Below are 3,701 nucleotides of genomic sequence, written 5' to 3'. Positions count from 1 at the left end.
GGCGGTCAACGCCCTTTTCAGACAGAGATTTCTGGTGTAACATAATGGTATGCACCTTTCTGTTTGGAATGGGGATCTAGTCAATTTCCATTTTACCAAACGAAAGGTGTTTTTTTGTCAATTAACTGATTTTTATGCTCAGAAGCCGCATGATGCAAGGTTTAAACTACAATTTCGAGCTGCGAAAGTTGAGTTATTAATAAACGCCATGAAAGTTAGCTCTTTAACTGCGCTGCCGATCATGATATTCGGTGGATCTCCGATGAGAGTAGCGGTGCCTCCGATATTTGAAGCAAAGATTTGTGTGATAAGAAAAGGTACGGGATTAACGCAAAGTGTTGGGCTCAGTTATCTGGGGAAGATGGAGAGTTCCATCTGGAAGGCTTTCGATTTGTCGCGTTTTCTGTTTTTCTATGACATGACCCCGGAAATAGATTCCCTTGTTCATTTTATGGAATGAATTACGACCGACGAAATACGAATAGTAAAAAGGAGTGATTTCAGTTGAAAGAACAAAATTACCGGAATCATATCAGGTTCTATTCGCTTTATCATTATATTGGAATACCTCTTTGTCTAATCATTCTGATTGGTTCCATTGTACAGTTCATCCGTGTGATTCATCATCATGGGAGTGTTTGGTTTTCGATTTTCACTCTTATTTTAAGCGTGCTTTTCATTGTCACCTCTATTAGTGCAAGATTTTACGGTCTGACCGTCCAAAATCGAGTGATTCGAATGGAAGAAAATTTCCGCTATTATCGACTTACTGGGAAACTACTCGATTCTACGTTATCATTGCCTCAAATATTTGCACTACGTTTTGCGAGCGACGAAGAATTTGTCGCATTATGCAACGAACTGTCCTTGAAAACTTATCGCCAAAAGACATTAAACGTGCAGTCAAGAATTGGAGGGCGGATTATCTTCGCGTGTAAGAAACATGCAAAGAGATTACCATACAATTTATATTACCGATCCCGATAAAAACATTATGGGATTAAAGCAATAAAGCTCGTTCATATAAAGTAAAATGTAAACAGGCAATCAGTCCTTAGACCGGTTGCCTTTCCTTTTTAATCGTATGGATGCTCTTGCTTTGGTATTTTCATTGAAATTAAGAGAACTCCTGGCGCAGCCGATCCTCAAAATACCGGTCGCAGTAATCCTTCACAAACCAGTCACGTTTATCCTGATCCTCTTCAGATCCGAATAGCCCGACACTCTTCGTCCGTTCCTTTTTCGGCAGTTTCGCCCATGCCTCCAACGCCTCTTGCTCGAGCGCGATCGTGACCCGGCGGATCGTCAAATATTCGTTGGTTCGTTCGGTGCGCTCAGCTTTTGGATCCGTTGCCGGCGGCAGCATCCTCCGGTGCTCTCTGCTTTCTTCCGACAGTTGCCGGTTCTCTTCCGTTAGCTGCGCAACTTGGGCCGTTAGCTCCGAAATCGCCGGCGAAAGCATATTCTGAATCTTCTGATGCTCCCTGTTTTCTTCAGCTAACTGTCGGTTCTCTTCCGTTAGTTGCGCAACTTGCGCCGCGAGCGGTAAAATGGCGTTTTGAACCGCGTTCTGCACCCGTTCTTCGATCGCGGTAAGGAGCGTTTCGGTAAAGTTGTCTTGAAGAACGTCTAAAGAACGTCCAGAGGATGGAAGAAGCTCAGGAACGGCTACCGTTGTTGCGCTTGCAGCAGCCGCTTGAACTTGCATCATTGTTGCACTTGCGGCGTTCTTCAGATTCTGCCCGGTATCGAGGCGCTGTTTCAAAATTTCGAAAACCTCAATGTCTCGCTGAACGAAAAGACGGTTCCCCGATTCTTCCTTCTTGAACTCGTAACCCTCGGCTTTCAGGGCGTTCGCCCACTTGCGGAACGTCGAGTCCGCGATCCTGAGCCGTTGGTGTACCTCTTTTGGGGCGTAAATTAACTCGAAATCGTTATGCATTGGCTCATCACCTCGTTCTTTAAACGTTTGCTAACCGCACTTAGGAATCCTGTCTCAGGAACGGATAAGTAAAATAAATAAGGCTTTGTGTGTGCCCAAGTAGTCCTTGCAGTGATGAAAAATATGTTCATTAGCATAAACGAAAGGTGACGTTGATTTTTATAATACGAAGTATGCCAATCTTCTTTCATCCCACAGACCGTCATCAACCCGGTGACCCTATAACCCAGTTAATCTAGCTGAAATGAAACGTATTCGTCACTTATAAAATGTTAAACCAAATCTATCCTGCGTCCTAATTAGGGGACGTTTTTTTGTTGTAAATCAACATTAAGCGTTAACATAACCTAAAATAAGATAAAATTCGTACCTTTGTTCCCATTTCTGGGGTATATATACACAATGTGTGTGGTTTATACAGATTTGAATCTCATCAATCGGTTTGCCGAATTGCCGCGAATGACGTTTAGTCAGTAAGAGACTCGTCCAAAATGGGAATGACCGTGGTAGTAAGCCGCGTTTTGCGTAACGATCTAATGAAGGCGTAGAGAATGCCGGGAAAAGGGGTAATAATCGGATCAATGAGACCAGATAAACCACTTAAGCAGCCTCCCTCGGAACTGTTTTGGAAAGCAGCATTCAAACATCTTGGTCCTGCGTTAGCTATACTTCCCAATGAGAGAAGGCAATTGGATGGACGACGAAACAATCATGAGATCGGAAGCGTGGAAAACGAATCCAGGAATGAGCCTAAAAGCGTGGAAAGAGATGCACCAATGGGTAGTGAAAGTTGAGCAGAGATTAGAACGAGAAGCAAAAAAAGTTGAAAACGCCGATGAAGGGAGGTGCGACTGAGCATGAATTATTTTTATAAAATGCTTAGATATGGAAGAGAAGCTACGTTAGCCGAAGGCGCCTATACCTTCGTGGACAAGCTTGTTAACCACGAAAAATACGAAGAGAAGTATAGGCAAGAGAAAGAAAGACGAAGCCAACTTACGTATGAGGAGAGATATAACGAAGATCGGGCTAAGGTTTTTAGACGCATGAGATAAGTGCGTCCAACCCGTATGACCATAGGTCTACAAATCCAAAAGGGGCGGCAAAAAGTCGCCCTCAGGCTGTCGAGAAAGTCTCTCGATAGTCTTTTTTATAACCATATAATTTAACACGACACCGCGTTAATATGATATAATTGAGTTACTACTTACGAACGGATGGTGCTTGTTATGCTTCGCTCTAGCCGCGATAAACAACAAAATTACGAGTTGGTCTCCATCGAGGTCCTGCCGATCACTTACTTCGAAAGATTGATAAGCACATTGACTTCACTTTCATTGATGAGAAAGTTCGTCATCTTTATTCCCAGGACAATGGTCGGCCCGCTATTGATCCTCTTGTTCTTTTCAAAATGATTTTTCTTGGTTACTTTTACGGGATTCGTTCAGAGCGGCAGTTGGAGCGCGAAATTCAGACAAACCTTGCCAACCGATGGTTTCTAGGGCTTGGGTTAACAGATCGCGTCCCAGACCATACCACGATTAATTGGAACAGACGAACACGATTTAAAGACACATCGATTTTTCAAGATATCTCTGATGAGATTGTGCTTCAAGCGATCTCTCACCGCATGGTCGGTGGTCGTGTCTTAATTTCGGATTCGACACATGTAAAAGCCAACGCCAACAAGCATAAGCACACCAAAGAGCAAGTGCAGCAAAACACACGGGACTATTTGGATGAACTCAATGCCGCCATT

3 protein-coding genes and 3 pseudogenes are annotated in these 3,701 nt (G+C 43.5%); 4 read left to right on the top strand and 2 right to left on the bottom strand.

Annotated elements, in window-relative coordinates:
• Positions 1–192: 192 nt before the first annotated feature.
• Positions 193–336: pseudogene (locus tag FPZ49_RS37860) on the bottom strand (SLC13 family permease); the annotation flags it as partial.
• A 168-nt stretch (positions 337–504) separates the two neighbouring features.
• Between FPZ49_RS37860 and FPZ49_RS37855 the strand changes: the two are divergent.
• Positions 505–938 (top strand): annotated as a pseudogene (locus FPZ49_RS37855) (DUF6526 family protein).
• 179 nt (positions 939–1,117) lie between these two features.
• Here the strand turns inward: FPZ49_RS37855 and FPZ49_RS34830 are convergent.
• Positions 1,118–1,942: a hypothetical protein gene (locus tag FPZ49_RS34830; RefSeq protein ID WP_144855322.1), complete on the bottom strand. Its 825-nt coding sequence runs from the start codon at positions 1,940–1,942 to the stop codon at positions 1,118–1,120.
• A 693-nt stretch (positions 1,943–2,635) separates the two neighbouring features.
• Here FPZ49_RS34830 and FPZ49_RS36300 point away from each other — a divergent pair.
• The 3 genes and pseudogenes from FPZ49_RS36300 to FPZ49_RS34820 form a co-directional block, all read left to right on the top strand.
• Positions 2,636–2,797, top strand: a complete 162-nt coding sequence (locus FPZ49_RS36300; RefSeq protein WP_186446293.1) for a hypothetical protein — start codon at positions 2,636–2,638, stop codon at positions 2,795–2,797.
• 2 nt (positions 2,798–2,799) lie between these two features.
• A complete protein-coding gene (locus FPZ49_RS34825) occupies positions 2,800–2,997 on the top strand; it encodes a hypothetical protein (protein WP_144855320.1) in 198 nt (65 codons plus the stop codon).
• A gap of 174 nt (positions 2,998–3,171) precedes the next feature.
• Positions 3,172–3,701: pseudogene (locus FPZ49_RS34820) on the top strand (transposase); the annotation flags it as partial.

It is taken from the genome of Paenibacillus cremeus (assembly GCF_007786445.1).
Taxonomy (GTDB): Bacteria; Bacillota; Bacilli; order Paenibacillales; family NBRC-103111; genus Paenibacillus_G; species Paenibacillus_G cremeus.
This window is presented reverse-complemented; position numbering and strand designations above follow the sequence as displayed.

Bases quoted from the DNA above. Each gene is read 5' to 3' on its own strand.
- FPZ49_RS34830 (WP_144855322.1), bottom strand. From the start codon at position 1,942: ATGCATAACGATTTCGAGTTAATTTACGCCCCAAAAGAGGTACACCAA.
- FPZ49_RS36300 (WP_186446293.1), top strand. From the start codon at position 2,636: ATGGACGACGAAACAATCATGAGATCGGAAGCGTGGAAAACGAATCCA.
- FPZ49_RS34825 (WP_144855320.1), top strand. From the start codon at position 2,800: ATGAATTATTTTTATAAAATGCTTAGATATGGAAGAGAAGCTACGTTA.